Consider the following 20,690-nt stretch of genomic DNA (forward strand, 5'->3'; position numbering starts at 1 on the left):
TCACACCCATGTCCTGGGGCGGAGGCGGTTGGCCCGCTCCACCAGTTCGATCCTTTCCTCGCCGCGCTGGGCGAGGCGCGCGAGCACCCGGTACGAGCGCTCGAGCCCGAAGCGCAGGCCGCGCTCGTCCGTGTTGCTGCCCAGCAGGGTGAGGGCGCCCGGCCCGGTGGCGTTGCCCTGGCTGCCGGAGAGTACCCAGTCCAGCGCGGTGCCCAGCACCTCCGTGACCAGCCGTTCGCGGCGCACCGGGTCCAGCCCGAAGTCGGCGAGCCGCTCCACCTGCCCGGCGGCGTCCCGGAGGTCCTCGCGCAGCCACTCCTGCGGCGAGCGCTGCCGCAGCCGGGCCCGCACCGCCGCCACCCGGGCCGCGGTGAAGTGGATGGAGGACTCCGGCACGGATTCCAGCGTGCTCACCGCGCCCGCGCGGTCCCCGGTGGCGAGCCGCACCCGGGCGAGCCCGAAGGCGCTGCTGACGAAGCTGGGGTCCGTGCTCCACACCAGACGGTAGTACTCGGCCGCGTTGTCGAGCTGGCCGAGCACCTCGGCGCACACGCCGAGCGCCAGCTTCGGCGCCGGCTCGCCCGGGAAGGCGTCGTAGACGGCGTCGAAGGACAGCGCCGCGGTCTCGTGGTCGCCGTGGACGAGCGCGTGCAGTCCGCGGTACCAGATGATGCGCCAGTCGTCGGGGTGGTCGCTCTCCAGGCTCACCAGCGCCCGCTCGGCCTGCGGCTCGCCCAGCTCCAGCTGGGCCCGGTAACGGCGCAGCCGCAGCTCGAGGGAGTCGGCGGGCGCCGCCTGGAGCGCGGCGTACAGCTCGGCGGGCTTGGAGGCCAACAGGCCCGCGAGGAAGCCCGCGTTGGGGTCGGCCGGGTCGACGAGCGGGACGGGCAGGGCCAGCGCGGCGGCCCGCACGTCCAGCGGGGCGACGGATGCGGCGGGCGACGGCGGCAGCGCCTGTGCGGTGCTCGCACGGACGCCCAACGTCGTGGTCTCGCCCGTCAGTTCACCGAAAAGCGTGGTGTCCACGACGCGCGGTTCCGGCCCGAACAGAGTGGAGAGCGCGGGGCGCGGCGTGCCGGACTGGAGCGCGACGACCTCCCGCAGCACCCCCGTCAGCTGGTCCGCCATCTCGGCGGCCGAGGAGAACCGCCGCTCCCGGTCCGGGTCGGTGGCCCGCACCAGCAGCCGGTAGAAGGACTCGTAGCGGGCGAAGACCTCGATGTTGTCGGGGTCGGGCAGGCTGTCCACGAAGACGTTCGTGTAGCCCTGGAAGTCGAAGGTGAGCACGGCGAGCGTACGGGCGACGGTGTACAGGTCGGAGGAGACGGACGGGCCGATGTCCGCGACCTCCGGGGCCTGGTAGCCGACCGTGCCGTAGATCGGGCTCTTGTTGTCGTCCATCCGCCGGACCGCGCCCATGTCGATGAGCTTGAGCTGGTCCTGCTGCTGGATGGCGTTGTCGACCTTGAAGTCGCAGTAGAGCAGGTTGCGGCTGTGCAGGTGGCCGAGCGCCTCCAGCGCCTCGATGCCGTACGCGCAGGCCTGCTCGACCGGCAGCGGGTCGCGCCGGCCGTCGGGGGTGCGCCGCTCGTTGGCGATCTCCTTGAGGGACTTGCCGCCGACGTACTCCATGACGATGTAGCCGTCGAGGCTGCCCGTCCGCTGGTCGAGGTGCTCGACGAAGTTGTAGATGCGGACGATGTTGGAGTGCTCGATCTCGGCGAGGAAGCGCCGCTCGGAGAGGGCGACCGCGAGCGCGTCCTCGTCACCGGTGTCGAGCAGGCCCTTGAGCACCACCCAGCGGTCGGACACGGCGCGGTCTATGGCGAGGTAGATCCAGCCGAGGCCGCCGTGCGCGAGACAGCCCACCACCTCGTACTGCCCGTGCACCACATCGCCCGCGCCCAGCTTCGGGACGAACGAGTACGGATGGCCGCACTTGGTGCAGAAGCCCTCCGTACGGCCCGGCCGGTCGCCGCGCGAACGCCCCACCGGCGCACCGCAGTCGCTCTTGCTGCAGAACCGCTTGCGCTCCGGCACCTCGGGATCGGCCATCACCGCCGCCCGCGGGTCGGGGCGCGGCACGCCCGGCATGCTGACCAGGCCCGCCCCGAGCTTGTTGCGGGCGGACGCCGCGGACCCCGCCGCGGTCTGCGCGCTGCGCACCGACACCGAGCGCGTCGGCGACGACCCCTCCGAGCCGCCGGACAGCGACCGCGACAGCCGGCCCGAGACGGACCTGCGCGACGACGACGAGCGCGTCGAGCGCACGGACCGCGACGACGGGGCCGAGCCCTGCGCGCCGATCCCGCCGCCCGCCATGCCGGTGGGCGGCGACGAGATCATGCCGCTCGGCGAGACGACCGGCGCGAGCCCGCAGACGCCGCAGTAGAGTTCGCCGTCGCCGACGTCCTCGTACGTCCCGTCGCAGCCGGGCCGCTGACAGGTGTCGCTCATGCTTCCCCCCTACGGTCGGTGAACTCCGACAGGGCCACGGCCATCGCCTGTTGATAGCGCAGCACTGCCTGTTCGGCGGCCACCAAATCACACGGCGCGCTCCACAGCATGCGGCGGGCCACGTCGTAGCGCTCGACGAGAGTGCGGTCCTCGGCCAGGCCGTGCCTGGACGCCTTCGCCTTGTACGCGTCCAGCCGGCCGCGCAGTTCGGCCCGCACCGCCAGCGGTGCGGTGACGGCCGTCAACTGGTCGCGGGCGCGCAGCAGTTCCTCCTCGGCGCGCTGCTCGAGGCCCTCCAGCAGCGGCGAGAGCCGGTTCCACTGGGCGCGTCTGCGGTGCTCCGCGGCGGCCGACAACTGCTCGTAGAGCGCGGTCGGCGGGCCGGACACGGCGGGCACCACGGACGCCGCGATTTTTGACAGCACTTCTACGCGCGCTTGACGCGCCTCGATGAGCGTGCGGTCCGCGCGGGAGAGCACATCGCGCACGCGCATCAGCCGCTGCTCGGCGTCCTGCCGCACCGCGAGCACGGCCTCGATCTCGCGCCGCACCTCCTCCAGGGCGCGGGCGGCGCGGTCGTAGCGGGACGTGTCGGGGCGGCCGCCGCCCGGCGCGGAGCTGGGCGAGGCACCCGTCCAGAACGCCAGCGGATCCCCTATCACCTCGCCTCGCAGGGCGGCCAGTTCGCCGGTGATGCGCTCCAGGTCGTCGCCGGAGGGGTGTTCACCGGGCCGCACGCCCACCGAGTGGGCCAGGGAGCGGGTGCGCTGGAGCTCGGCGGCCAGCAGGTCGATGCGGGCGGGCAGCGCGGACCACACGGTGTCGGCGATGACGACCACGTCCAGGGCCTCGGCGTACCAGCCGTTCATCCGGTCGACGAGCTCCTGGAGGCTCAGCCGCTCGCTGAGCTTCGGTGCGGTCAGCGACCCGGTCGCCGCGGTCGGCCTGCCGCCGGGCAGGGTGACGCGGTCGCCGAGCAGCAGGTCGGTGAGCTCGCCCAGTTCGCCCTGGGTGGGCCAGCGGCGGCGGCCGCGCAGCTCGCGGGCCGCCTCGAGGGCGGCGGTGTAGGTGTCGAAGTACGTCCACAGCCGGGTGATGAGCTGCTCGGCGGCCTCCCACCGGCTCCTGGTGACGCCGCTGAGCTCCGCGCCCTCCAGCAGCCTGCGGCCGGCGTGGTCCTGGAGGGCCAGCAGCGAGGACTCGACGGCCTCGTGCTCCGCGCCGAGCCTCGCCAGCGCACGGTCCACCTCCTCCCGGCTCAGCGCCGGCCCGGTGGATCCCGCGACCGCCATCGATCCCCTCTCCTGTCCGCGGCCTCGCCGCGTCGTCCGGTGGTGCTCCGAAAGCCTGTCAGCCGTCCTTGCCGCTACGCGGCGGTGCGCCGTTCCTTCCAGTCTGCGCCTGCCCCCGTCAGTCCTTGTACTCGGGCTCCGGCGGGGCCGTGATCCCGAGATTCGCGGCGGCCAGCCACTTGCGGTAGGCCACCATCCAGGGGCTGTCGGAACCGCCGCGGCGGTAGTCCTCCAGTACTGCGTTGACCCGGCGTACCAGGTCCGTGGCGCCGAGGTTCATCGCCACGCCGTAGTACTCCTCTGTGAACGGTTTGCCGACGAGTCCCACGGACGGGTCCTGGGCCGCCTGCCCGGCGGCCAGGGCGTTGTCGGTGAGCACCGCGTCGACCTGGCCGAGCTGCAGCAGCACCAGGCAGTCGAGCTGGTTGTCCACCGGCCGCACGGACGTGAAGTGCCGGTCCTTCTTCAGCTCGTTCTGCAGCGCGGTCTGGGCGGTGGACCCGGTGGCGGCGCAGACCGTGCGGTCCCGCAGGGACTGCGCGTCGAACCCCTTGATCGTGGTGTTCTTGGGGGCCAGCAGCTGCTGCCCGGCCTTGAAGTAGGCGGTGGAGAAGGCGACTTGGCCGATGCGGTCGCAGTTCGCGGTCATGGTGCGCACGACGACGTCCACCTTGCCGGACTGCAGTGCCGGGATGCGCTGGCTGGTGGGGATCGCCAGCCAGATGACCTTGTCCGGGTCGCCGAGGACCGCCTTGGCGATGGCGTGCACCAGGTCGATGTCGAAGCCCTTCAGCGTGCCCGAGGCCGGGTCGCGGAAGCCCCACAGGTAACTGTTCTGGTCCACGCCCGCGATGAGCTTGCCGCGCGCCTTGATCTTCTGCACGGCGTCGCCGTCCGCGGTGGACGGCCGCAGGCTCGCCTCCGGGTTCACGCACGAGGCGGGCGTGGCCTTGGCGGCGCGGGCCGGTGCGCGGACGGCCGCCGGGTGGCCGGTGGTGAGCGTGTGCGTGGGCAGCACCGTCGCGATCAGCGCGGTCATGGCGCACACCGCCCCTGCGGCCGTGGCCAACGCCCTCGAACCCATGGCCCGTCGTGTGCGCATCCCGTCGCCTCCCCTGGTCGCCCTGGTCACCGGTACTCCGACAGCCTGCGGCCGATGCCGAGCACCGCGCCGACCGCGCCCAGCACGGCCAGGACCACCGCCCCCACGGCCAGCCCGGTGAGCGCCCCGCGCCCGTCGTCGGCATTCCGCTGGAACTCGTCCTGCTCGTGGTCCAGCGCCTTGCGCAGCTCCGTGTCCACACGGTCGAAGGACTCGCCCGTGCTGTGCGTCGCACCGATCACCTGGGGCAGCGCGTCGTCATAGCGCCCGGCGTCGTCCGTCGCGCGGGCGACCTGGTGCCGCTGCTGCCACTCCCGTACGCCCTGGATCGCCTGGGACACCGCCTGGTGGCCCTCGGTGCCGTCCGCGAGGTCGGCCGCCCGGTCCAGCAGGCTCCCTCTTCGCGGCGCGGCGTCCGCGCCCCGGGCGCCGATGAGGGCGTCCATGTCCGAGAGGTAGCTCTCCTCGTACCGGTCCTTGTTGTCCTTGGTGAGGACCGCGCCGCGCGCCACCAGGGTGAGGTTCTCCGCGCCGCGCGCCTGGAGCGAGCTGATCCGGGCCGTGTTGAGCACCTTGAGCGCCCTGGCCCCATGGTCGTACGAATCCGTCAGCCCGGCGCGGGCCACGGCGTGCCCCGCGACCAGCCACAGCAGGGCCACCGTGGAGACGGCCGTCGCGGTGAGCAGGCCGTGGTTGAACACCCGGTTCGTACGGCGGTAGTTGCGGTGCTGCGCCCAGCCGAGCGCGCCGAGGGCGAGCACGCCGGTCGCGAGGGCGGCCCAGGGCCACGCCTCCGCGTCGTCGTAGTCCGCGCTCAGGCGGGAGGTCTCCGCCTCGTACAACCGCCGTGCGGCAGGCAGCAGTTCGAGACGCATCCGGTCACTGGCGTTGCGCAGATAGGCGCCGCCCAGCGGCAGGCCCTGGCGGTTGTTGGCGCGCGCCGACTCCACCAGGCCGGTGTAGACGGGCAGTTGCTGGTTGAGTGTGGCGATCTGCTTGCGCTCGTCCGACGAACCGCCCGCGTTGGCCGCGGCCTTCACCAGGAGGTCGGAGGCGGTGGCGATGTCCGTCTCGTACCGCCGGCGGACTTCGCGCGGCTCCTTGCCGCCGGCGAGGAAGCCGCCCGCGGAGGTGGTGTCGGCGTCCGCGAGCGAGCGGTAGATGTCCGCGGCGTCGGCGCTCAGCGGCTGGCTGTGCTCCGCCACGGCGTCCGCGGCCGTCGCCCGGGCGGAGACCTGCCAGGCGGTCGTCGCGCCGAACACCGCGAGCAGCAAGGCCAGTACGGCGCCGATGAGGCGCAGCCGGCCCGGCTCCGTCGTGGTCGCGGCCGTCCAGACCCGCCTGGCGCCCTCGCGCAACACGGCGAGCCCCGGGCGTGGGCCCGGGGCTGCGCCGGCCTGCTGCGGCTGTGACACGTGACCCCCCTTGGTCGCCGGCGGCGCCCGCCGCCCGGTGACGGCGAGGGCGCGGACGCCTGGCCAGCAGTATGGCCGCAGGCACTGACAAAAACACCGGTTATGCAGTGATCTTGTTCAGATCGCGATCTTCGTCGGGGTCCGCGCGGGTCTTTCTTCCCTGTTCACGCGCGGGACGCGTGAAACGGTTCCGCAGCAGAGGAAGCGGGATCAGCAGGATCAGCGGGATCTCAGCGGTCGTACGAGTAGAACCTGGTGTGGTCCAGCAGGTCGGCCGGGGAGACGTTGTTCCACGGCTTCATGGCCTTGTGCAGGTCGACGACGTTGCGGGTCGAGCCGCCGGGCAGATAGGGCGAGTTCGGGTGCATGCCCATCCACTCCGACCACAGCTTGTCGATGAAGCAGTGGTGCAGCCAGAAGACCGGGTCGTTGGGCGACACACCGGTGGACATCTGCCCGCCCATCCACACGTGGACGCGGTTGTGTATGTTCACGCCCCGCCAGCCCTCCAGGTTGTTCCGGAAGCCGTCCGAGGCGCTGTTCCAGGGGGCCATGTCGTAGGTGTCCATGGCGAGCACGGAGTCCAGGTCGGCCCGGGTGGGCAGGTCGTCGCCGGAGGAGCCCATCTCGCGCTGGAGATAGGGGCGGTTGTCGACGTTCACGGATATGGGCCACTTGCCGCCGCTGTAGGCGAACGGTCCGGTGGTCACCTGGCTGTCGCGGGGACGGCCGTTGCCGCCGAGGAAGTCGGCGCCCCAGAGCGAGGCATCGGTCGTGCGGTCCACGGTCCAGTCCCAGTAGGGGAGCGTCACCGAGGAGTCGACGCTCTGGAGCGCCTGCTCGAACTGGATGAGAAACCTGCGGTGCCAGGGGAGGAAGGACGGCGAACGGTGGCCGACGCGCTCGCTGTTGTCGCGGTCGCTCATGATGAACCCGTTGTGGGTTCTGACGAACTCGTCGTAGCGCCCGTTGCGCTTGAGCTCGAGGAGCGCGTTGACGAAGTTGCGCTTCTCGGTGGCCGAGAGGTCCGCCTGGTTCTTGCGTACTGCCATGGCGAGGTGTCCTTTCAGGCGATTCAGGCGATTCAGGCGGCCATGAGCGGGACGAGCGTGGCGCCCCGCAGCTTCTCGACGGCGGCGCGGGCGACGGCGCGCGCGTCCGGGAACGGCTGGTAGTGGTTGACCACGCTGATCCAGGTGCCGTCGGCGTTCTGCATGACGTGCAGTTCCTCGCCGTCGATGAACACGGAGAAGCCGCCGCCGTGGTGGGCGCCGTGGCTGCCGGGTTCGGCCGGCCTGCCGACGATGTGCCGGCCCAGGTACGTCTCGTCGAACGGCATGGGCATGTGGCCCATGGAGTCGGCAGAGGCAGACGGAGTGGCCAGCGCGACCCCGGCCGCTGCTGCGGCGGAACCTATGAGCACGACGCGACGGGTGGGGCGAGAAGACATGCGGGATCCTCCTCGGGAAGTGGTGTCCGAAGTAGGAGTTGTCACGAAATACCCGTAAATGGCCTTTTGGGCATGGGTTTTGTGGGTATTTCGTGAACAATCCGTGTGGAACGGATGCTGGCACGCGGGTGTGAAGGGGGAGACGGGATGGCCCGTTAATACGGACACTCGGTGCATGAAGGGTCAACCAGCGCGGTGGCAGGAATTTCTGGCCCATCCCGCTATTGACGGCAACGTCAGGAGGATTGCCGTTACAAATCGATCATGGCAGGAAAATTTTCGGTGCATGCCGCATTAACGTGGCTTGTCTCACGTCATGAACATGGCGCGAACCTACGTGTAATGCCTACGCGTAGTGCGCCCGCAGCCGCGCGTGCGCGGTGACCGGTACCCCGAACCGGTCGAGGGCGAGCAGCCCCGCGCCCAGCACCGGCGGGGCCGTCACGACCACCGGCACCGCCTTGGGCGCGCACTCCGCCAGCAGCTCCACCACCCGGTCGTGCAGCAGGGGATGACGGGCCGCCAGCACCCCGCCGCCCAGCACGACGGGCACATCGGCACCCAGCAGGCCGAGCCGGCCGAGAGCGACGCGCGCCATGGCGACGACCTCCTCGGCCTGCCGCGCCACGATCGCCCGCGCCACCGCGTCCCCGCCGCTGGCCACCGCGAACAGCACCGGCACCAACTCGTGCCGCCGCGCGGCCGGAAGCGTGCCCAGGTGCAGCGCCTCGATCAGCTCGGGCATGCCGCCGAGCCCGAAGCGCGCGGGCAGCGCGCGGGCCAGCTCGCTCGGCTCGCCCCGCCCGTCGTCCGCCCGCGCCGCCCACCACAGCGCTTCCCGTACGAGCCCCTCGCCGCCGCCCCAGTCGCCGGAGAGCCGCCCGAGGCCGGGGAAGCGGGCAGTGCGCCCGTCCCGGGCCAGCCCCGAGCAGTTGATGCCCGCCCCGCACACCACGGCGACGCCCTCGGGCTCCGCGCCGTCGGGCAGCCCGGCCCGCAGCAGGGCGAAGGTGTCGTTGACGACCGTGCACGTACGCCCCCAGCCACGGCCCTCGAGCTCGGCCGTGATCCGCCGCTCCTCGACGGGCAGGTCGACGTTGGCCAGACACGCCTGGACGTGCTCCGGCAGTTCCCCGCAGGCCAGTTGGCCCACCAGGCGCTCCAGGGCGGCGACTGCCTCCGCCATCCCCGTCGTCTGCGGCCGGAAACCGCCGCCGCGCGCCGCCCCGAGGACCGTGCCGTCGGCGGCCACGAGCGCCACGTCCGTCTTGCTGTTGCCCGCGTCGACGGCGAGCGCGCTCAGGCCCACGCGAGGTGGTCCCGGTTGTGCGCGATCAGGGCGTCGGTCAGCGCGTCCGCCTGCTCGAACTGGCCGACCAGCGGGTGCGCCAGCAGCGCCGCGAACACCCGGTCGCGCCCGCCCTCCAGCGCCGCCGTCAGCGCCAGCCGCTCGTACGCCGTCACCCCCGCGACCAGCCCGGCGAACAGCGGCTCCAACGGGCGTACGGGCAGCGGGTGCGCGCCCTGCGCGTCCACCGCCGCGGGCACCTCCACGACCGCGTCGTCGGGGAGGAACGGCAACGTGCCGTTGTTGAACGTATTGACGACCTGGACGTCCCCCGTGTCCCGCAGCAGCGACGCCGTCAGCGCGACGGCGGCCTCGGAGTAGTACGCGCCGCCCCGCTTCGCCAGCAGCTCCGGCTTCTCGTCGAGCGACGGGTCACGGTAGAGCTCCAGCAACCGGCGCTCCATCGCGGCGACTTCGGACGCGCGCGAGGGCTTGGTCCGCAACTCCCGTACGACCGCGTCGTGCTGGTAGAAGTAGCGCAGGTAGTACGAGGGCACCACGCCCAGGCGGTCCAGCAGCGCGCGCGGCATGCGCAGGTCGGCGGCGACCGCCTCGCCGTGCTCGGCCAGCAGCTTCGGCAGGACGTCCGTGCCGCCGACGTGGACGGCCCGCTCCCAGGTGAGGTGGTTGAGGCCCACATGCTCCAGCTCGACCTCGTGCGGTGCGACACCGAGCAGCGCCGCGAACTTCCGCTGGAAGCCGATCGCCACATTGCACAGGCCGACCGCCCTGTGCCCGGCGGTCAGCAGGGCACGGGTGACGATGCCGACCGGGTTGGTGAAGTCCACGATCCAGGCATCGGGGCTTCGCCGCCGTACGCGCTCGGCGATGTCCAGCACCACCGGCACCGTGCGCAGCGCCTTGGCGAGGCCGCCCACCCCGGTGGTCTCCTGCCCGACGCAGCCGCACTCCAGCGGCCAGGTCTCGTCCCGCTCGCGGGCCGCCTGCCCGCCCACGCGCAGTTGGAGCAGCACCGCGTCGGCGCCGTCCGCGCCCTCGTCGAGGTCGGCGGTCCAGGTGATCCGGCCCGGGTGGCCCTGCCGGGCGAAGATCCGCCGGGCCAGGGCGCCGACCGTCTCCAGACGGTCGGCCGCCGGGTCGACCAGCACCAGCTCGGTCAGGGGCAGGGCCTCGCGCAACCGCGCGAATCCGTCGATGAGTTCGGGCGTGTAGGTCGACCCTCCGCCGACCACGGCGAGTTTCACGGGTGCGGTCCCCTTGCGGTTGGCTCCTGTGGCTCTGTCGTCCAACGGTCAACCTATCGGGGGAACCGCACCCGCAACAGATCCGCGGCGTGGCCGCGTTCACTTGTCCAGCGTCGCGCCCGGTATCGGCGCCGTCGCCATGGACTGCGGGGAGTTCGGGTTGGCGAGCGCCGAGGGCGCCGTCACGGTCACGGCGGGATCGGGGGCCGCCGCGTCCTCGGGGGAGGCCTGGACGGAGCCCAGGCGGATGCCCTCCGCGTCCAGGGCGGCCTTGATCCGCCAGCGCAGCTCGCGCTCGACCGCCGCCGACTCGCCCGGCGCGGTCTTGGCCTGGACACGGACCACCACCGACTCCAGGGACAGCGTGTCCAGGCCCATCACCTCGACCGGGTCCCAGAGCTTCTCGTCCCAGGGACCGGCCTTCGCCATCTCCTCGCCGGCCGCCTGGATCACCGCACGGGCGCGCTCGAGGTCCTCGTCATAGCGCAGGGTGATGTCCACCTCGGCCATGGCCCAGCCCTGGCTGAGGTTGCCGATGCGCTTGACCTCGCCGTTGCGCACGTACCAGATGGCGCCGTTCGCACCTCGCAGCTTGGTCACGCGCAGGCCGACCTCGACGACCGTGCCCTTGGCCACGCCCGCGTCGATCTCGTCGCCGACGCCGTACTGGTCCTCGAGGATCATGAAGACGCCGGAGAGGAAGTCCGTGACCAGGTTGCGGGCGCCGAAACCGATGGCGACACCGGCCACACCGGCGCTGGCCAGCAGCGGAGCCAGGTTGATTTTGAACACCGAGAGAGCGGTCAGCGCCGCCGTTCCCATGATCAGGAACGAGGCCACGCTGCGCAGCACGGAGCCGATGGCCTCCGAGCGCTGCCGCCGTCGCTCGGCGTTGACGAGCAGTCCGCCCAGCGACATGGACCCGTGCTCGGCCGACTTGGCGGCACGGTTCATCCGGGCGATGAGCTTGGTGATCGCGCGCTGTATCAACGACTTCAGGACGACCGCGATCACGATGATCAGGACGATGCGCAGGCCGTTGCTGAGCCAGGTGGACCAGTTCTGCTCGACCCAGCTGGCGGCATTGTCCGCCGTTCGCTGGGCCTCGTCGAGGCTGTTGGGACGGGGCGTCGAGTCTGCGGCGGCCGGGGCGGCGGACCAGGACACAGCGGGAAACCCTTCGTGATGGACTCGCCCGTACCGGAAGGCGACACGGGCAGACCCACCACACTATCGGGGCAGGGCGGACTGTCCGTTGTTCTGTTCGAAGTGGGGCAGGTCCTGTGCGGGGATGACCGAGGTGTGTCACAAAACACCTGTGACCCGTTACCCGCCGATGGTGGCGCCGCGGCCAGAAGGCGGGAGACACTTGCAGGAGATCGTCCCGGCGCGAGCCACGCGCCGCCGGCGTACAAGGAGGCATCCGTGCCGCACGTCCTGGTCCTCAACGCGTCGTACGAGCCGCTCGGCGTCGTACCGCTCCGCCGCGCGCTCATACTCGTCCTCAACGAAAAGGCGATCAGCCTCGAGGACACCGGCGCCTATCTGCACAGCGCGACCTGCACCATCCCCGCACCCAGCGTCGTCAGGCTCAAGCGTTTCGTGCGGATCCCCTTTCGGGGCCCCGTCCCCCTCACCCGCCGTGCACTGTTCGCCCGTGACGGCGGGCGTTGCGCGTACTGCGGTGGCGTCGCAACCAGCGTCGATCACGTCATCCCGCGCAGCCGGGGCGGCCAGCACGCCTGGGACAACGTGGTGGCAGCGTGCCGCCGCTGCAACCACGTCAAGGCCGACCGCCACGTCGCGGAGCTGGGCTGGCGGCTGCGCCACCAACCGGCCCCGCCGTCGGGGCTCGCGTGGCGGATCATCGGCACGGGGCATAGGGATCCGCGCTGGCTTCCGTACCTGGAGGCCTACGGCGCGGAGGACGCGATGGCCCGGATCGACGGCATTTCTGCCTGAGAGAACCGGGCCATCGTCGTTTCTGCGGCGGTGGCCCGGTCCGTCCTTACTGCTACTGCACTGCTACTGCATGCTCTGGCGGACTTCCGCGCGCCGGTCGATGAGCACCGCCAGCCCGTCCAGGATGCGGTGCAGCCCGAACTCGCCCGCCCGGTCCTGCCCGCCGCCGGGCGCCGCCGCCGAGGCGAACGCGGCGGTCACGGCCGGGAAGCGCTCTCCGTGCTCCCGCAGCACACCGCCGAGGACCGCGCCGAGCTGCGCCTCCGGGTCGTCCTCCGGGCCCGCCGCGCGGGACTGCTGGACCAGGCCGCGTACGTGATGGGCCAACAGCACGGCGGCGTCCATCCGTTCGGCGCCGCTGAGCGGGGTGCCGTCCAGCGCTGACACGGCCCGCTCCAGCCAGCTCAGTTCCCCCGGCCCCATGATGCGCGGGCCGACCGTGACGTCCAGCGCCCAGGGGTGCCGCTCGAACGTCTCGGTCAACTGACCGGCCCACTCCTCGAGTTCCTCGCGCCAGCCGCGAGGTCTGCCGTCTCTTGCCGGGTACGGGCCGATCGCGGCGTCCACCATCAGCGCGACCAGTTCGGCCTTGCCGGGCACGTAGCGGTAGAGCGCCATCTTGGTGACGTCCAGCTCGGCGGCGACCCGCTGCATGGACACGCCGTCCAGGCCCTCCGCGTCGGCGATCGCGATCCCCGCGTGTGCGATGCGCCCGAGGTCGAGCGTCCGCCTGGGCCCTCGCGCGGGCCCGGGGGGAGGGGGTCCCCACAGCAGTCGTGCCGTCACGGCGTGGTCCGTGCCGCCCATGTGTGCCGCCTTTCGTCTTACGCGCTTGCCAAAACTGCGTCCAAGGTACACAGTATTGAATGTGTCCGACGGACACAGTTTCTGTACGGATCCGCTGCGGAGGGGAACCCCATGACTGGCAAGACCGACAAGACCGTCCTCATCTCCGGCGCGAGCGTCGCCGGCCCGGCGCTGGCCTACTGGCTGGGGCGGTACGGCTTCCGGCCCACCGTCGTCGAGCTGGCCCCCGCCCTGCGCGGCGGCGGTCAGGCCGTCGACTTCCGCGGCGAGACCCATATGACCGTCCTCGAGCGCATGGGCCTCCTGCCGGAGCTCCGCCGCATCTCTACGGGCGGCAGCCCGATGACCTTCGTCGACGCCGACGACCGGCAACTCCTCCACCTTCCCGGCGAGTTCGCCGGCGGCGGGCTGGAGTTGCACCGCGGCGACCTGGCCCGGGTGCTGTACGAGCACAGCCGCCCGTACACCGAGTACGTCTTCGGCGACTCGATCACCGCCCTCACCGAGACCGCGACGGGCGTCCGGGCGGACTTCCGCCACGGCGCCTCCCGTGAGTTCGACTATGTCATCGGCGCCGACGGCCTGCACTCCAATGTCCGCCGCATCGCCTTCGGCCCCGAGGAGTCGTACGTCCGCCACCTCGGCTACTACGCCGCCACCTGGGAGCTGCCCGGCGACGCGGGCGTGCAGCAGGGCTCGCTCTGCTACAACGTGCCCGGCCGGATGGCCTCCGTCGGCCGGGGCCACGGGCGCGCCGGAGCCATGTTCGTCTTCGCCGCACCGCAGCTGTCGTACGACCGCCACGATGTGCAGCAGCAGAAGCGCCTCATCGCCGACGCCTTCGCGGGCCTCGGCTGGCAGGTGCCGAGCCTGCTCGACTCCCTGTGGCAGGCCGACGACCTCTACTTCGACTCGATCAGCCGGGCGGATGTCCCCACGTGGTCCAAGGGCCGCATCGCCCTCGTCGGCGACGCCGCCTGCGGCGCCACGATCGGCGGTATGGGCACCGGCACCGGGATCGTCGCCGCGTACGTCCTGGCGGGCGAGCTGGCCCGCTCCGGCGGCGACCACCGCGCGGCCTTCGCCCGGTACGAGTCCCTGCTGCGCGGCTACGCGCAGCGCTGCCAGAAGGGCGGCGACCGCACGGGCAAGTTCCTTGCCCCCGGCACGGCCAGGGGCATCCGCATGCGCAACCGCATGCTGTCCACGCCCTTCCTGCTGAACCTGATGCTCAAGGCGGGCGAGAAGGTCGCGTCTGTCGCGGGCCTGCCCGAGTACGAGGCCGGACACCACCGCCTCGCGGCCTGACCGGAGCGGGCACGGAAAGTCGGGTGGGGGAGGCTGTTCCCTTCCTACGGTGGTGATCGCAAGGGAAGGAAGGGGTCGGGATGCTGGAGCAGCTGAACCGGGCCATGGAGCACATCGAGGACCACCTCGACCAGCGGATCGAGGTGGCCGAACTGGCCCGGATCGCGGTGACGTCGGAGTACCACTTCCGACGGATGTTCTCCGCGCTGGCGGGGATCCCGCTGTCCGAGTACATCCGGCGCAGGCGACTCACGGTCGCCGGTGCCGAAGTGCTCGGCAGCGAGCGGACGTTGCTCGAGGTGGCCGTGCGCTACGGCTACACCTCGGGGGAGGCGTTCGCCCGGGCGTTCCGCGCCATGCACGGGGTCGGCCCCGGCGAGGCCCGGCGCTCCGGTGCGGCGTTGCAGTCGCAGCCCCGGATGTCCTTCCGCCTCATCGTCGAAGGGAGCAGCAGTATGCGATACCGAGTGGTGGAGAAGCAGGAGTTGCGGGTGGTCGGCTGGAAGGCGCGCGTCCCGCTCATCCACGCGGGCGTGAACCCGCACATCGCGGAGTTCATCCGGGGCCTGGACCAGGACGCCATACGGAGCCTGGACGGACTGTCCGGCCAGGAGCCGCAGGGCATCGTCGCGGTGACCGACAACATCGACCCCAGCCGCGCGGAGGGGACGGAGCTCGACTACTGGCACGGGGTGGTGACGGGTACGTCCGTGCCCGTGCCGGAGGGGATGGACGCCCTCACCGTGCCCGCGGGCACGTGGGCCGTCTTCGACAACTCCGGGGCGTTCCCCGAGGCGCTGCAGCTGATGTGGCGGGACGTGTATACGGAGTGGTTCCCGTCGAACCCGTACCGCAGCAGGCCCGGCCCGGAGTTCCTGCGGGTCCGGCCGGACGACAAGGGTCAGGCGGACGCGCAGCTGTGGATCCCGGTGGAGCGGACGACCACGGCCTGATCGCTCAGCGTCGGTGGTGCGGGATCCGGGGGCGGTCCCGCACCATGGCGCGGAGCGCGTCGACGCGGTCGCGGATGTAGGGGGTGTCGGGGCCTGCGTCGGTGGGTCGCTGCTCGCCGTGGCAGGGGCGGCAGAGGCCGCCGGGGAGGGCGTGGGACGGGCCGGGGTCGCCGCAGTTGGTGCATTCCATGAGACGGGTGGGTGTTGCTGTTTCGACTGCTTCGGGTGGCATTTTGTCGTTGAGGCGTCGGCGGATGAAGGCGCCGGGGCAGTGGATGGGTTCGGCGGGCAGCCCGGTGGTGAGGATGCGGGCGAACTCGGGCGGGGTGATGCCGCGTTGGAACCACTCGGCGGCGAGGGGTTCGAGGGCGGAGCACTCGGCTGCGGAGAGCGCGACGCGGGGGCTGGTCCGGCCGAGGGCGGCGAGGGCGGTGTACGCGACGGACCGCCCGGGCTGTGGCTGCTGCTGCTCCTGTTGCGGGACGTCTCCTGCGAGGACGGCTGCCCACCAGTCGTTGTCGCGGGCGGTCCGGCTGAAGTGGCTGCGGGTGACCCACTGGGTGCCGGTGGTCTCGCGGATGCGGCGGAGGTGCCCGGCTTCGGAGAGGTTGTTCAGGGCGGTGCGGATGGCCTGCTGCCCGTAGGCGGCGATCTCCTTGGCGAGCGTCTTCGCGTCGATGGCGGCCCCGTCGGGGAGCCGGTCGATGTGCGCGGCGATGGCCGCCTCGCGGGCGGGCAGGTGTGCGAAGTCGCGGGCGGTGCGGGGCGCTTGATGATCTGGTGCGGAGCGCTTGCCGTAACCAGGCGCGGCCATAGGGGGAGCAGCGATAGGGTAGGCGACAGCCATGAGATCGTCCTTGGTTCGATCTTGATGGTCAGGCCCTCTGTTGGTGTTAGCGCACCGGTCGGGGGCCGTTTGCTTGTGCGCCGCACGCTACACGGCGCTGGAGGGCATCGACTCCGCATTCACGAAATGTCATCCGTCCGTGTGCACACGGGAGTTGGGCGGATGGGTGGGTTCAAACCCAACAAACCATTCCTTGGAAACAGGGCTCGAATCCCGACCCCCGAAACCCGAAGCTCAAGCGCCGGTCGGGGTGGGCGCGCGAACGCCCAGGTGTGGCCGCCACGCGCCGAGTTGACGCCCCGACCCGAGCTTCGGACCTCGGGCTTCGGCGACTTTCCCGTTGTGGAAAGGCGTGCCTCTTGACCGCACGACCGATCACTCGACAGCATCGAGGCCACCACACAACGTGAGGGGGCATCGATGCTGCGGAAGCTGTCCGGAGACCCGTCGTGCAAGAACGGGTCGTGCCCGACCCTGTGGGGTACGGAGGACGCCAAGAGCTACCTCGTACAGGGTGAAATTGTCACGGACCCCGCGCAGTTGGAACAGCTCAGCCTGCCCGAGGGAGAAACGGCAGTCCTGGTCCCCGCCGCTATTTTGGAGGAGTACTTCCTTGCTCGCAGGTGAGGAGTTCGGGCGCCTCTTCGAGGTCTTCCAGCACACCGCTTTCCGGCTGGAAACCCTGAGCGTCTACGACGTCGAGGAAGAGCGGGAGGAGTTCGAGGCGTTCCTGGCCGGGAAGCCGATGCCTCCTGAGTGGAGCGACAACCCCTGGGTTCGCTCGATGACCGATCTCGGGAAAACCGTGTCACGTGTGCACGTACTCACGTCACCACTGACCGAGTACCTGCGCTACGAACTGTCGGCATACCCGGGAAACATCACTGCCGGTGAATCCATCGGGATCATCGATCTGGCACAGCAGAAAGTGACCGGCCTGCCGGACCACGACTTCTGGCTCTTCGACGACACCGAGGTCTATCGGATGCACTACACCGACTCGGGGAAGTTCGTAGGAGCGGAGCTTCTGCCTTCCGACCGGCTGTCGGAGTATCGGCAGTACCAGGACATCGCCCAGGCCCACGCCGCGCCGTTCGCCGAATACTGGGAACAGCTGAGCTGAGCCACGAGACAGAACTGGGCAAAGCCCTACGGGCGTTGCGGACGGCATCCGGCCTGACCGGGGAGTCCGTGGCCCGTAGGGCATCCATGTCTGCCGCAAAACTGTCGAAAATCGAAAACTGCCGCGTCCGGCCGACGGTCCGGGACGTGGATCTGATCCTCACTGCCGTGGGCGTTTCCGAGGAAGCCAAGGCGGAGTTCCTGGAAGCGGCCCGAGCGGAGGCCACCGAGGCCACGGCCTGGCGCATGCTGCGCCGGATGGGCCCGTGGAAGCACCAGCAAGCGATCAAGGCCATCGAAGCGGCGACCACCAGGCTCAGGTTGTTCCAGGGCCAGCTGATCCCGGGGCTCCTACAGACGCCTGAATACGTCTCGGCGGTGTTCTCGCTACCCCCAGCGTTGCCCGACGAGACCAAGGCCAGGACCGTAGCCGCGCGACTGGAACGCCAGAGCACGCTCTATGAATCTCAAAAATCCTTCCACTTTCTGATCTGTGAGCACGTCCTGCGATGGCTGATCTGCGAGCCCATGATCATGGCAGTCCAGCTCGACCGACTCGTGTCGCTCTCCAGGATCCCCAACGTCACCATCGGTGTTCTTCCGCTTCACCGCAAGATGCCCGATTTCCCGATGACGTGCTTCAGTCTCCACGACGATCGTCTGGTGCTCGTCGAAACGTTTCATGCCGAGATCACCACGCGTGACCCCAAAGACGTGGAGACATATTCCGAAACGTTCGAGCGGTTTGCGTCGGCGGCGCTCTACGGAGACAGCATGCGAACCATGCTCGAGAGCATCCGGGACGAGTTCTTTCGCAATCAGGAAAGCGGCTAGGAAAGCATCAGCCTCGGCCTCACGATGGGCGCATGACATCGGACACCGATACCGCCGCACGACAAGCCGATGCCTTCATGGCAGGCAAGCGGAAGTCTGACGACACCGCATTCATGCTCGAGCGCGTGCTGGCGGACATGGGCATCAGGGTCGGCGACCGGGATTCCTGGCCTCAACTCACCGGCCGCGCCTCCCTCTCCGGCGAACCGTCCGTGTTCCTGGGGACGGTCCCGCTGCCCACCGTGCGCAAGCTGATCGACACCCTGGTCTATGCGCAGTCCGCAAAGCGCAAGCAGGAGCAACGTGCCCTCGGCTACAGAGACTGATTCGGTGTCCCATCACCTCTCAGGAAGGTTCACCATGACTGACCTGTACGGCCTACCTCTCGACGGCGCCCGATTCATCAAGGCGTGCGGCGGCAACACGCACCCCGACGGCGAAGCGTGTGTCACTCTCGCGCGCATCGGCGACAACGCCTGGGCCCTGGGCGACAGCAAGCGCCCGCACGCCGAACCGCTTCGGTTCACCACTGACGAGCTGAACGCGGCGGGTATCGCCCTGTCGCGGTTCGGCTTCTCGGCCTGACCCCTCGAACTGCGGTTCCCGCTCTCCGTATCCACGAGAGCGGGACCTCGCAATGGAACAACAGGACGCACCTTGCACTTCCACGGCTATCTGTGGGTCGGCGACAAGGCGGTCTTCGACAAGGAGAGCGTTCGGCGCCCGCCCACATCGTTGGAGCCGACAGCCACCAGCCCGCCCGATGTGCTGGAAAGGTATCGCGAAGCGGTCACGGAGTGGCGAGTCACGGACGTACCTCCGCTGGAGACGGCGTACTGGCTACTGAAGCCGGCCAGATTGGTTCGGGGAACCTGGGAGCACACGAAAGATGCAGCCGAGTGGCTGGCCGGGCAACTGCGCGAGTACGCACCACGCTTCGATTCACCGACTGACCGCGACGCACGCCGACTCACAGACAAGGTCGCATACGTGACGGAGGCCCTCGAACACGACGGGGACGTTTCCCTAGGGTTCTACCTCGCACGCCCGTTGTTCCTGAGCATGGCCCTGGTGACATGCTCACCCAACCGTGCTATCCCTGAACAGCCCTGCCCTGTCGCATAGTTGCCTCCCGTTTGGAAGGTGGTCCATGACCAGCTCGCCCAAGAGCTTCGCCGACATGTTCGAGACTTTTGAACAAGAAGCGTTCCGGCTGGAGACGCTGGACGACTACAGCAAGTCCGGGAACGTCGACGTCTATCAGATGTTCCTGGCCGGTGGCCAGCAGCCAGCGGACTACAACTCTGACTGGGTCGAGGAAGTGCGGTCGCACGCGGACAAAGGCAAACGCATCTACCGTGTACACATCGTGACCCGCCCACTGACGGACTACCTCAGGTACGAACTCGGATGGGGATACCAGAAGAACATGACGGGCGGGGAGGAGTTCTTCATCCTCGACATCACGGGACGGGCCAACCCTCTCGAAGGCGTCGACGACTTCTGGCTCTTCGACTCACGGCACGTGGCGTCCATGCGCTACGACGACTACGGGGGCTTCCTCGGAGCAGACGTCCTGCCACTGAGCAGCACAGCAGAGTTCGCCCGCTACCGGGACACAGCACTTGCTCACGCACAGCCGTTCACCGAGTGGTGGGCCACGTATGGCATGTGAGGAAAAGGGGTCTCTCATGCGCCTGGACGGCGAGCAACGGTCTGCCTCCGCCAGAGTGGATCTCTACGGCAAGCAAGGCGAGCTGCGTGCACGGGAATCCTCATCGCGAGTGATGCGGCATTTCCTCCCGACTGTCCCCACCGGGCTTCTGCAAGTGCGCCAGTACGCGGAACTGACGCTGTCCGAGACTGTGAGTGGCGGCCCCTCCCGTGACGCCGAAGACGTCAGACGCGCCGTGCAAGCGCGCATGGACCGCCAGGCGATCCTCGACGACGAAGAACGAAGCTTCACCTTCCTGCTCACCGAGCAGGCCGTCAGGTGGCGCCGGGCATCCACTGAGGTCATGGCGGCGCAGTGCGCGCACATGGCGGACGTGTCACTGAAACCGAACGTGGAGATCGCGGTCCTTCCCCAGGCAGCCCACATCCCCGCCACACCGCTGAACATCTTCGTCATCTACGACGACCAACTGGTGACGGTCGAACTGTTCTCCGGTGAGGTGGTGTTGCACGATCCGCAGGAGATCTCGCACCACCTGAATCTGTTCGACCTGTTCCTGAGACATTCCCTGCGAGGGGCGGAGGCGACAACATTCCTCCGGGGCGTCGCCGAGGAGTTCATGCGCCTGCGCGACCAATGAGTTGGCGCGACAGGCCCGGAAACGTAGGGCGGGGCGGCGTCCGTTGCGCGAGTCGGGTACGGGTTTCCCTACGGCTGAGGGCAGTTTTCGTGAGGAAACCCGTACCCGACTCGCCAGTAACCCATTAAGAGGATGTCTCACGTGGCGCTGTGGTGACGTGCGGCATCATGGTCGCTTGTGAGTGTTGATCTTTCGCGGCGGCTGGTTCCTGACGGGTTGTGGGAACTGGCCGCTCCGTTGCTGCCATCGTTCAGGTCCCGTCCGCAGGGCGGT

21 protein-coding genes are annotated in these 20,690 nt (G+C 69.9%); 10 read left to right on the forward strand and 11 right to left on the reverse strand.

Going from position 1 to position 20,690, the window contains the following annotated elements; translation table 11 throughout:
- The 9 genes from ACV530_RS32385 to ACV530_RS32425 form a co-directional block, all read right to left on the reverse strand.
- A complete protein-coding gene (locus tag ACV530_RS32385; RefSeq protein ID WP_494336252.1) occupies positions 1–2,457 on the reverse strand; it encodes a serine/threonine-protein kinase in 2,457 nt (818 codons plus the stop codon).
- Positions 2,454–3,749: a hypothetical protein gene (locus ACV530_RS32390; RefSeq protein WP_494336253.1), complete on the reverse strand. Its 1,296-nt coding sequence runs from the start codon at positions 3,747–3,749 to the stop codon at positions 2,454–2,456. Before ACV530_RS32390 ends, ACV530_RS32385 begins: the two co-directional genes overlap by 4 nt.
- 118 nt (positions 3,750–3,867) lie before the next feature.
- The gene (locus ACV530_RS32395) at positions 3,868–4,851 is read right to left on the reverse strand and encodes a glutamate ABC transporter substrate-binding protein (protein ID WP_494336254.1); all 984 of its coding nucleotides are present in this window, start codon (positions 4,849–4,851) and stop codon (positions 3,868–3,870) included.
- A 26-nt stretch (positions 4,852–4,877) separates the two neighbouring features.
- The gene (locus ACV530_RS32400; protein ID WP_494336255.1) at positions 4,878–6,266 is read right to left on the reverse strand and encodes a GlnX family signal transduction membrane protein; all 1,389 of its coding nucleotides are present in this window, start codon (positions 6,264–6,266) and stop codon (positions 4,878–4,880) included.
- A 230-nt stretch (positions 6,267–6,496) separates the two neighbouring features.
- Positions 6,497–7,318, reverse strand: a complete 822-nt coding sequence (melC2, locus tag ACV530_RS32405; RefSeq protein ID WP_494336256.1) for a tyrosinase MelC2 — start codon at positions 7,316–7,318, stop codon at positions 6,497–6,499.
- A gap of 32 nt (positions 7,319–7,350) precedes the next feature.
- Complete coding sequence (melC1, locus tag ACV530_RS32410; RefSeq protein ID WP_494336257.1) at positions 7,351–7,716, reverse strand: apotyrosinase chaperone MelC1; 366 nt, start codon at positions 7,714–7,716, stop codon at positions 7,351–7,353.
- Positions 7,717–8,062: 346 nt separating this feature from the next.
- Entirely contained in the window at positions 8,063–9,025 is a 963-nt protein-coding gene (locus ACV530_RS32415) for an N-acetylglucosamine kinase (protein WP_494336258.1), read from the reverse strand.
- Positions 9,016–10,269, reverse strand: coding sequence for a 6-phospho-beta-glucosidase (locus tag ACV530_RS32420; RefSeq protein ID WP_494336259.1), 1,254 nt, complete (start codon positions 10,267–10,269; stop codon positions 9,016–9,018). Before ACV530_RS32420 ends, ACV530_RS32415 begins: the two co-directional genes overlap by 10 nt.
- A gap of 99 nt (positions 10,270–10,368) precedes the next feature.
- Entirely contained in the window at positions 10,369–11,436 is a 1,068-nt protein-coding gene (locus tag ACV530_RS32425) for a mechanosensitive ion channel family protein (protein WP_494336260.1), read from the reverse strand.
- Between the two features lie 258 nt (positions 11,437–11,694).
- Between ACV530_RS32425 and ACV530_RS32430 the strand changes: the two genes are divergently transcribed.
- Positions 11,695–12,231 carry an HNH endonuclease gene (locus ACV530_RS32430; RefSeq protein WP_494336261.1) on the forward strand — a complete coding sequence of 179 codons (537 nt, stop codon included), beginning with the start codon at positions 11,695–11,697 and terminating at the stop codon, positions 12,229–12,231.
- 63 nt (positions 12,232–12,294) lie between these two features.
- On the opposite strand, the gene ACV530_RS32435 is transcribed toward ACV530_RS32430, so the two are convergent.
- On the reverse strand, positions 12,295–13,038 hold the full coding sequence (locus tag ACV530_RS32435; RefSeq protein WP_494336262.1) for a TetR/AcrR family transcriptional regulator: 744 nt from the start codon (positions 13,036–13,038) through the stop codon (positions 12,295–12,297).
- A 111-nt stretch (positions 13,039–13,149) separates the two neighbouring features.
- Between ACV530_RS32435 and ACV530_RS32440 the strand changes: the two genes are divergently transcribed.
- Together ACV530_RS32440 and ACV530_RS32445 are read left to right on the forward strand one after the other, a co-directional pair.
- Positions 13,150–14,346: an FAD-dependent monooxygenase gene (locus tag ACV530_RS32440; protein ID WP_494336263.1), complete on the forward strand. Its 1,197-nt coding sequence runs from the start codon at positions 13,150–13,152 to the stop codon at positions 14,344–14,346.
- An 80-nt stretch (positions 14,347–14,426) separates the two neighbouring features.
- Positions 14,427–15,299 (forward strand): AraC family transcriptional regulator, encoded by an 873-nt coding sequence (locus tag ACV530_RS32445; RefSeq protein WP_494336264.1) that lies wholly within the window; start codon positions 14,427–14,429, stop codon positions 15,297–15,299.
- Between the two features lie 4 nt (positions 15,300–15,303).
- Here the strand turns inward: ACV530_RS32445 and ACV530_RS32450 are convergent, their stop codons facing one another.
- Positions 15,304–16,146, reverse strand: a complete 843-nt coding sequence (locus ACV530_RS32450) for a hypothetical protein (RefSeq protein ID WP_494336265.1) — start codon at positions 16,144–16,146, stop codon at positions 15,304–15,306.
- A gap of 420 nt (positions 16,147–16,566) precedes the next feature.
- Here ACV530_RS32450 and ACV530_RS32455 point away from each other — a divergent pair, with 420 nt between their 5' ends.
- The 7 genes from ACV530_RS32455 to ACV530_RS32485 all read left to right on the forward strand — a co-directional run bounded on the left by ACV530_RS32455 (position 16,567) and on the right by ACV530_RS32485 (position 20,417).
- Positions 16,567–16,773, forward strand: coding sequence for a hypothetical protein (locus tag ACV530_RS32455; RefSeq protein ID WP_494336266.1), 207 nt, complete (start codon positions 16,567–16,569; stop codon positions 16,771–16,773).
- Entirely contained in the window at positions 16,760–17,269 is a 510-nt protein-coding gene (locus ACV530_RS32460; protein ID WP_494336267.1) for a DUF6879 family protein, read from the forward strand. The genes ACV530_RS32455 and ACV530_RS32460 overlap by 14 nt, the downstream gene beginning before the upstream one ends.
- Positions 17,270–17,283: 14 nt before the next feature.
- Complete coding sequence (locus ACV530_RS32465; RefSeq protein WP_494336274.1) at positions 17,284–18,102, forward strand: helix-turn-helix domain-containing protein; 819 nt, start codon at positions 17,284–17,286, stop codon at positions 18,100–18,102.
- Positions 18,103–18,134: 32 nt separating this feature from the next.
- Positions 18,135–18,428, forward strand: a complete 294-nt coding sequence (locus ACV530_RS32470) for a hypothetical protein (RefSeq protein WP_494336268.1) — start codon at positions 18,135–18,137, stop codon at positions 18,426–18,428.
- Between the two features lie 34 nt (positions 18,429–18,462).
- On the forward strand, positions 18,463–18,687 hold the full coding sequence (locus tag ACV530_RS32475; RefSeq protein WP_494336269.1) for a DUF397 domain-containing protein: 225 nt from the start codon (positions 18,463–18,465) through the stop codon (positions 18,685–18,687).
- Between the two features lie 565 nt (positions 18,688–19,252).
- The gene (locus ACV530_RS32480) at positions 19,253–19,777 is read left to right on the forward strand and encodes a DUF6879 family protein (protein WP_494336270.1); all 525 of its coding nucleotides are present in this window, start codon (positions 19,253–19,255) and stop codon (positions 19,775–19,777) included.
- Between the two features lie 16 nt (positions 19,778–19,793).
- Entirely contained in the window at positions 19,794–20,417 is a 624-nt protein-coding gene (locus ACV530_RS32485; protein ID WP_494336271.1) for a DUF5753 domain-containing protein, read from the forward strand.
- The last annotated feature ends 273 nt before the right edge of the window (positions 20,418–20,690 follow it).

Source organism: Streptomyces sp. SX-6 (assembly GCF_059089585.1).

Excerpts from the sequence above, each read along its gene's own strand:
- ACV530_RS32470 (WP_494336268.1), top strand. The coding sequence starts at position 18,135 with ATGACATCGGACACCGATACCGCCGCACGACAAGCCGATGCCTTCATG.
- ACV530_RS32445 (WP_494336264.1), top strand. The coding sequence starts at position 14,427 with ATGCTGGAGCAGCTGAACCGGGCCATGGAGCACATCGAGGACCACCTC.
- ACV530_RS32440 (WP_494336263.1), top strand. The coding sequence starts at position 13,150 with ATGACTGGCAAGACCGACAAGACCGTCCTCATCTCCGGCGCGAGCGTC.
- ACV530_RS32385 (WP_494336252.1), bottom strand. The coding sequence starts at position 2,457 with ATGAGCGACACCTGTCAGCGGCCCGGCTGCGACGGGACGTACGAGGAC.
- ACV530_RS32395 (WP_494336254.1), bottom strand. The coding sequence starts at position 4,851 with ATGCGCACACGACGGGCCATGGGTTCGAGGGCGTTGGCCACGGCCGCA.
- ACV530_RS32390 (WP_494336253.1), bottom strand. The coding sequence starts at position 3,749 with ATGGCGGTCGCGGGATCCACCGGGCCGGCGCTGAGCCGGGAGGAGGTG.
- ACV530_RS32450 (WP_494336265.1), bottom strand. The coding sequence starts at position 16,146 with ATGGCTGTCGCCTACCCTATCGCTGCTCCCCCTATGGCCGCGCCTGGT.
- ACV530_RS32480 (WP_494336270.1), top strand. The coding sequence starts at position 19,253 with ATGACCAGCTCGCCCAAGAGCTTCGCCGACATGTTCGAGACTTTTGAA.
- melC1 (WP_494336257.1), bottom strand. The coding sequence starts at position 7,716 with ATGTCTTCTCGCCCCACCCGTCGCGTCGTGCTCATAGGTTCCGCCGCA.
- ACV530_RS32475 (WP_494336269.1), top strand. The coding sequence starts at position 18,463 with ATGACTGACCTGTACGGCCTACCTCTCGACGGCGCCCGATTCATCAAG.
- melC2 (WP_494336256.1), bottom strand. The coding sequence starts at position 7,318 with ATGGCAGTACGCAAGAACCAGGCGGACCTCTCGGCCACCGAGAAGCGC.
- ACV530_RS32485 (WP_494336271.1), top strand. The coding sequence starts at position 19,794 with ATGCGCCTGGACGGCGAGCAACGGTCTGCCTCCGCCAGAGTGGATCTC.
- ACV530_RS32435 (WP_494336262.1), bottom strand. The coding sequence starts at position 13,038 with ATGGGCGGCACGGACCACGCCGTGACGGCACGACTGCTGTGGGGACCC.
- ACV530_RS32455 (WP_494336266.1), top strand. The coding sequence starts at position 16,567 with ATGCTGCGGAAGCTGTCCGGAGACCCGTCGTGCAAGAACGGGTCGTGC.